General features: G+C 33.7%; 5 protein-coding genes and 1 pseudogene. 4 read left to right on the top strand and 2 right to left on the bottom strand.

Annotated elements, in window-relative coordinates:
• The first annotated feature begins 156 nt into the window (after positions 1 to 156).
• Positions 157 to 1,020: an alpha/beta hydrolase fold domain-containing protein gene (locus tag WBN21_RS01990; protein WP_424197632.1), complete on the top strand. Its 864-nt coding sequence runs from the start codon at positions 157 to 159 to the stop codon at positions 1,018 to 1,020.
• A gap of 35 nt (positions 1,021 to 1,055) precedes the next feature.
• Here WBN21_RS01990 and WBN21_RS01995 read toward each other — a convergent pair whose 3' ends face one another.
• Entirely contained in the window at positions 1,056 to 3,389 is a 2,334-nt protein-coding gene (locus WBN21_RS01995) for an ATP-dependent helicase (RefSeq protein ID WP_424197633.1), read from the bottom strand.
• A gap of 139 nt (positions 3,390 to 3,528) precedes the next feature.
• On the opposite strand from WBN21_RS01995, the gene WBN21_RS02000 reads away from it, so the two are divergent.
• From WBN21_RS02000 to WBN21_RS02010, 3 genes are all read left to right on the top strand, one after another.
• Entirely contained in the window at positions 3,529 to 5,085 is a 1,557-nt protein-coding gene (locus WBN21_RS02000) for an FMN-binding glutamate synthase family protein (protein ID WP_424197634.1), read from the top strand.
• Positions 5,086 to 5,296: 211 nt separating this feature from the next.
• Positions 5,297 to 6,316, top strand: a complete 1,020-nt coding sequence (locus WBN21_RS02005; RefSeq protein WP_424197635.1) for a T9SS type A sorting domain-containing protein — start codon at positions 5,297 to 5,299, stop codon at positions 6,314 to 6,316.
• 149 nt (positions 6,317 to 6,465) lie between these two features.
• Positions 6,466 to 6,987 (top strand): hypothetical protein, encoded by a 522-nt coding sequence (locus tag WBN21_RS02010; RefSeq protein WP_424197636.1) that lies wholly within the window; start codon positions 6,466 to 6,468, stop codon positions 6,985 to 6,987.
• Here the strand turns inward: WBN21_RS02010 and WBN21_RS02015 are convergent.
• Positions 6,973 to 7,398, bottom strand: a pseudogene (locus tag WBN21_RS02015) (patatin-like phospholipase family protein); the annotation flags it as partial. The gene WBN21_RS02010 and the pseudogene WBN21_RS02015 overlap by 15 nt on opposite strands.

The raw sequence follows: 7,398 nt of genomic DNA on the forward strand, positions 1-7,398 counted from the left end.
CCATTCCTAAGAATTTTAACCACTTTGCTAATTTCCTTAGGATTAGGATTTTCCTCGTATATTTTAATAAATTCAGCCATAATAATTACCTTGCCAATACGTTTAATTTAATTGAGTTTCGGATTGATTGATAAATAGTAAATATATTTCTAATATATGAAAATTCTAAAATTTGTTGTAGTTAATTTAATAGTATTCATGTCCCTGATTGGTTGTTCTGATGATAACGGAACCACAAAGGAAACTGAAATCCCATTAAACCCATTGGAATATTATCAAGAACTTAACATTAGTTATGGCGATGATGCCAACCAAGTTTTTGATTTATACTTGCCTGCCAACAGAACTGAAGATACAAAAACCATTATTTTAGTTCATGGTGGTGGTTGGACAACGGGCGATAAAAGTGAGATGATTGATTTTAAAAATAGCATTCGTCAGGACTTTCCAAACACGGCTATTGTGAACCTGAATTACCGTTTAGCAAATACCACGACGTCGCCTTACCCAATGCAAATTAACGACATTAGTTCGGTTGTGAATCATTTAAAAACCAACCAATCAAAATACACCATTTCAAATACAATCGGGTTTATAGGTGTGAGTGCTGGTGGGCATTTAGCACTATTATGGAGTTATGCACATGATACGGATAATAATGTGAATATGGTTTGTAGTATTGTTGGACCAACAAATTTTACAGACCCAGAATATCTGGATCCTAATCCATTAATGAAACCGTTAATTGAATTATTTGGTATAGCCCCAGGAACAGCTTTTCTAGAAGAAATTAGTCCGTATCACCAAGCTAAAACATCCTCACCTCCAACTATTTTATTTTATGGCGGCAATGATCCACTAATTCCGACGACTCAAGGCACCGCCATGCGCGATAAACTTGTAAGTCTTGGTGTGACACATCAGTTTACATTATATCCTGATGCTGGACATGGATGGATTGGATTAGATCTTTTAGATACGTATTTAAAACTTAAAGCTTTTATTGAAACACATCTTTAAAAGTTGACTGAAGAATGATAACTGTAGACTGTAAACTATCCAATAACCTCCAACTTAGCAAAACGCAACAATAGCTTCTTTATACCGCCATGTTGAAAATTAATTTCAGCTTTGGTGTCCGCTCCAGCGCCTTCAATTTTCATAACTTCTCCTGTTCCAAAACGGATATGTTTTACAATATTCCCAACTACCAAATTACTATCAAACAAATTGGTGTTTCCGTTCGTTTTTGCAACGGGTTTTAAGTTTTTCGGTGTGGTTACTTGAAACTTTTCTGGTTCTTTTTTGGTTGTATTTCCTTTTTTAAACGTAGGTTGTTTGGCTGGTTTATACCTGATTTTATTAGGTTCAACATCACCAAAAATATCGGCTGAAAGCATCGGGTTAAAACGACGTTCTTCAATAGGAGTTACAATATCTAAATACTGTTCATCTATTTCTTCAATAAAACGACTAGGTTCAGAATCTACTAATTTCCCCCATCTATATCTTGATAAAGCGTAAGTTAAATAGGCTTGTTTTTCAGCTCTAGTAACTGCTACATAAAAAAGTCGACGTTCTTCTTCCAACTCTGCACGTGTATTTCCACTCATGGCACTCGGAAATAAATCTTCTTCTAAACCAACAACAAATACATTCGAAAACTCCAATCCTTTTGCAAGATGTATGGTCATTAACGCTACATGATCTGGATCGCCTTTATCAGCATCGGCATCGGTAGCTAAAGCAACATCTTCAAGAAACTCTGCTAAAGAGCCTGTGGTATCTGCAATTTCTTTTTGCCCTTCCACAAAATCTTTCATACCATTTAAAAGTTCCTCAATATTTTCCATCTTAGCCACACCTTCTGGCGTGCCATCTTTATTGAATTCTTTAATAATACCTGTTGTTCTGGTAACATGTTCTGCTAATTCAAAAACATCGGCATTTTGATTAAGAACTTGAAAACTTTCTACTAGCGTTACAAAATTTTGAAGTTTAGTTCTGGTACCTGAATTTATCTTAACATCGGTTTTATCAATATTTTTCATCACCTCAAATATGGTGCGATTGTAGCCGTTAGCAGACACAATAAGTTTATCAACCGTTGTTTGACCGATACCTCTAGGCGGAAAATTAATAATGCGTTTCAAGGCTTCCTCATCGGCAGGGTTTATTACTAATCTTAAATAAGCGATAACATCTTTAATTTCTTTACGTTGATAAAACGAGGTACCACCATAAATTCGATAAGGAATATCGCGCTTTCGCAAAGCATCTTCAATAGACCGTGATTGTGCATTGGTTCTATATAAAATAGCAAAATCACTATTCATTTGTTGATTTTGCATTTTGCTATCCCAAATGGTACTTGCTACGTAGCGTCCTTCATCACCATCAGTTAACGATCTATGTACTTTTATTTTTTCACCTTCATCATTCGCAGTCCAAACTATTTTATCAAGTTTAGTTTCATTCTTATCAATGATTGAATTAGCTGCATTTACAATATTTTTTGTAGAACGGTAATTTTGTTCTAATCTAAAAACTTTCACATCGTCATAATCCTTCTGAAAGTTGAGGATATTATTAATATTTGCTCCACGGAAGGCATAAATACTTTGCGCATCATCTCCAACTACACAAATATTCTGAAATTTATCTGATAAGGCCCTCACAATTAAGTATTGCGAGTGGTTTGTATCTTGATACTCATCCACCAAAATGTATCTAAATCGATTTTGATATTTAGCTAATACTTCTGGGTATCGCGTTAGTAACTCGTTGGTTTTTAATAGCAAATCATCAAAATCCATCGCTCCTGCTTTGAAACAACGGTCTACATATTCTTTATAAATTTCACCCATTCTTGGGCGCCTTGCCATAGCATCGGCTTCCTTAAGTTCAGGATTTTGAAAATAAGCGCGAACGGTAATCAAACTATTTTTATATGAAGAAATTCTCGAACGAACCTGCTTGTATTTATAAATATCTTTATCAAGATTCATTTCTTTAATGATAGAAGCTATCAATCTATCAGAATCTTGAGTATCGTAAATAGTGAAATTACTTGGGTAGCCTAATTTATCTGCTTCAATACGTAAAATTTTAGCAAACACCGAGTGAAAGGTTCCCATCCATAAATTCTTAGCTTCGCTTGCACCAACAATACTTGCAATACGCGCTTTCATTTCTTTAGCCGCTTTATTTGTAAACGTAAGCGACAAAATATTAAAAGGGTCAATCCCTTTACTCATCATATATGCAATACGATATGTTAACACACGTGTTTTACCCGAACCTGCGCCAGCAATAACAATCATAGGCCCTTCTATTTGAATTGTAGGCTCTAATTGTGCGTCGTTTAACTGGCTTAAATACTTTTCCAAATCATCATCAATTTTATCATGTGAAAATAACCAATGTTATGCTTTTAAATAAGCGGATTTATTAATAATTATAAACAATTCACCGTTAAACCATCCTTTAGTAAAATTTGAATATATTTAGACCTTATAAAAAAATTATATGGAAATTGTATTAGATTTTTTATCAAACATCGCTTGGTGGGGATGGGTTTTAATTGTGTTAGCAATTGTAGCAATTCGAGATATTTTTTTCCAAAAAGCACACACCATCAGTCATAATTTCCCAATTGTTGGGCATTTACGTTATTGGCTGGAAAGCATTGGACCCGAAATGCGTCAATATTTTGTTGCGAATAACAGAGAGGAATTACCTTTTAATAGAATTGAACGCGGTTGGATTTACGCCTCAGCAAAAAAAGAAAATAACTACGAAGGTTTTGGAACCGATAGAGATATTTATGCACATCAACATATTTTTATAAATAATGCGATGATGCCTTATAAAGTGCCTGAAAATCATCCTCACAAAACAGATAAAACCTTTTTGCCTTGCGCAAAAGTTATGGGTGAATTTAATAAACGTAAAAAACCTTATAGACCAGCATCCGTTATTAATGTGTCTGCCATGAGTTTCGGCTCACTTTCCGCGAAAGCGATTGAATCATTAAACAAAGGTGTAAAAATGGCTGATGCCTACCATAATACTGGTGAAGGCGGTTTGTCTCCATATCACAGCAACGGTGGCGATGTGGTTTTTCATTTTGGAACGGGTTATTTTGGTGTTCGAGCTGAAGATGGCGGTTTTTCTATGGAAAAAATGGTAGAACTTGTAAACGATAACCCATTTATCCGAGCCATAGAAGTTAAACTATCTCAAGGTGCAAAACCCGGGAAAGGTGGTGTTTTGCCAGGTGCAAAAATAACCAAGCAAATAGCCGAAATTAGAGGGGTTGAAATTGGAAAAGATGTGCTATCACCACCAAATCACAAAGCTTTTTCTAATGTGCCAGAAATGGTCGATTTTATAGAAAAAATTGCCGATGCAACTGGCTTACCTGTGGGTATTAAAGCCGCCATTGGGAAATTAGAACAATGGGAAGAATTAGCAGATATCATGAAAAAAACTGGGAAAGGTCCAGATTTTATAACCGTTGATGGTGGCGAAGGCGGAACAGGTGCAGCCCCACCAAGTTTTGCAGATCACGTCTCATTACCATGGGTTTATGGTTTTAGCGATTTATATAAATTATTTAAAGACAAAGGTTTATCAGAGCGTATTGTATTTATTGGGAGTGGTAAATTAGGTTTTCCAGCAAAAGCGGCTATGGCATTTGCTATGGGTGCAGATTGCATAAATGTTGCCCGAGAAGCCATGATGAGTATTGGTTGTATTCAAGCGCAAGTTTGTCACACAAACCATTGCCCAACTGGAATTGCAACACAAAACAAATGGCTTCAAAACGGTATCGATCCCACGTTAAAATCGGCACGTTTAGCACAATATTTTAAAACCTTTAGAAAGGAATTTATTGAAATTACACATGCAGCAGGTTACGAACATCCTTGCCAGTTTAAAATGAGTGATATTGAGATTAATGTTGATGACCATAATCTTTCAAAAGAACTTAACGGAACTTTTATGTACAAGAAAACACCTGTACCGTTTAAGGGTGTGCAACATTTAAAAGACTGTATGCATTTAGGAGGTGTGAAATAAGAATGACATAGATTTAATTTTATACCAAAATATATTGGCTATTTTGATTTACTAATTTAATAATCTAGCTGCACAAATAATTAGTCTTTTTATCTATTTGGTAATTAAATAATATTAAAAATAACAATTAATTAATTCTACAAAACAATTATAAAACTTACTTTTTTTTTGAATAACTTTGATAGATAAACCTCTAAATATCTAACAAATTATGAAAAAAAAATTACTTACTTTAATGTCCCTTTTATCTATTTTATTTGGTTATTCTCAAAATGATATTTTATTGGTAACAGATAATGATGTTGATTTAACAGATAATACAACGTTTTACAATTCTTTACTCACCACTACTTACACAAATATTACTTTACATGATAGCAATACTTCTGGACTTCCTACTTCAACACAATTAAATCAAGCAGATTTAGTCATTTGGTTTTGTGGAGATGATGGTTTTGAACTTAATTTCTGGACCAATGGCATTGGCGGTTATACTGCACTTAAAACTTATTTGGATAACGGCGGTAAATTGTGGTTGATTGGTAGTGATGTCATTTACGAATTTTATGGTTCTGCTCCAGACAACTTTATTTCGGGTGAATTTATGTATGATTATGCTTGGCTTAGTTCTTATAATATGCAAAGCTATGTTGATGATGGCAATTTGGGCGTTCCTCAAGCTGATAAAACCAATAATGCAAATGACAGTTTTCCAAGTACCTTAACATGGATATTTAGTACACTTTGGTATGCTGATGGCGTGACTACTAGAGCTGAAGCTGAAAGTATTTATGAATTTGGACCTGAAACATACCCAAATTCTGGAGAAACCACTATGGCTTTTTATGAAAATAGCACATTTGGCGTAATGACAACATTTTTTAACCCAACCAGTATAAATACTGTATTTATTAGCGACAATTTAGATAACTTTAATCAAGCTGCCTTAGATCAAATTTTTGAGAGTTCGTTATCTGTAGATGATAATTATTTAAATAATTCAAACTTTACTATTTACCCAAATCCTAATATTAATCATTTTAATATTTCATTAAAAAATACATCACTAATTAATACGGATTATAAAATTTATAATATTCTTGGGAATCTAGTTTTAAACGGAACGCTAACACATATCGATAATAAAATTTCCACAATAAATTTATCGAAAGGCACCTATTTCTTAAAAATTGATGAATCAAACGGCGTTCAAAAAATTATAAAACACTAACTACATTTTTTAAATCCACTTTAAAACAGCCAATAGATAATTTTATCTATTGGCTGTTTATATTTCATTTCCATAAATATTGCAATTAATCAAGTCTTTTTTGTTCAATAAAAACAAACCACTTATGTTTGTAATTAAATTATTTTGATATGGAAATTAGTAGAATTATAGATCTTTTTTTATTTGCAGTCCCTTCAATAATTGTTGGAGTTATTGCCTATTATTTTTTTAAGGAACACACCAAGAACGAAGATGGACGCAGACGTTTCCTTTTAAAGAAAGACATGCAAGTAAACGCCATGCCATTGCGCCTTCAAGCCTATGAAAGGATGGCTATATTTTTAGAACGCATATCACCATCAAAACTACTTATAAGAATTACACCAATATCCTCAAATAAAGAAGATTACGAATCGTTACTTATACAAAGCATCGAACAAGAATTTGAACATAATTTATCGCAACAAATTTATATTAGTGACAAATGCTGGAGCATTACAACAACTGCAAAAAATGCTACCATTCAACTTATAAGAAAGGCAAGTATGCTTGAAAAAACAGATACAGCAAACAAGCTAAGAGAAGTTGTTTTAACTGAAATGATGGAACGACGCTCACCAAGTGATGCAGCATTATCATTTATAAAAGATGAGGTCTCAGATTTGTGGTAAATCACTTTCTCGCAATTCGTTTGATTGTGCTTTCTCACATTTTTGCTTGGCATAATAATAACCCTGTTGCCACCACGTGGTCATAAGTTTTTTATTAAAAACCAAGGAGTTTTCAGTAAGTTTTGCAGGTGTGTAATACAAATTGAGTTTTACATTCTTATTTTTAGCCGCTAATTTTCCAATCAAAATATCACTTCGCTCTACTTGATCCAAAAGGTGTCCAAATAAGTTTAGCATTAATGAAAATGGGTTTTTACCAAGTACTTTATTATACTGCATACTTTCAGATTCTAAAATAATAGCATCAATTTCCGTGGCGCCTCTTAAAATAGCTTCACGAATTGGAACGACACATCCAAAAGCACCATCAGCATATTCAAAGCCATCCTTTTTTACTAAAGACATAAATGG

This window comes from Algibacter sp., from assembly GCF_049667265.1.
GTDB lineage: Bacteria > Bacteroidota > Bacteroidia > Flavobacteriales > Flavobacteriaceae > Algibacter_B.

What these genes read in the sequence shown, in the direction of transcription:
- WBN21_RS01990 (WP_424197632.1), top strand. Translation starts at nt 157, where the DNA reads ATGAAAATTCTAAAATTTGTTGTAGTTAATTTAATAGTATTCATGTCC.
- WBN21_RS02000 (WP_424197634.1), top strand. Translation starts at nt 3,529, where the DNA reads ATGGAAATTGTATTAGATTTTTTATCAAACATCGCTTGGTGGGGATGG.
- WBN21_RS02005 (WP_424197635.1), top strand. Translation starts at nt 5,297, where the DNA reads ATGAAAAAAAAATTACTTACTTTAATGTCCCTTTTATCTATTTTATTT.
- WBN21_RS02010 (WP_424197636.1), top strand. Translation starts at nt 6,466, where the DNA reads ATGGAAATTAGTAGAATTATAGATCTTTTTTTATTTGCAGTCCCTTCA.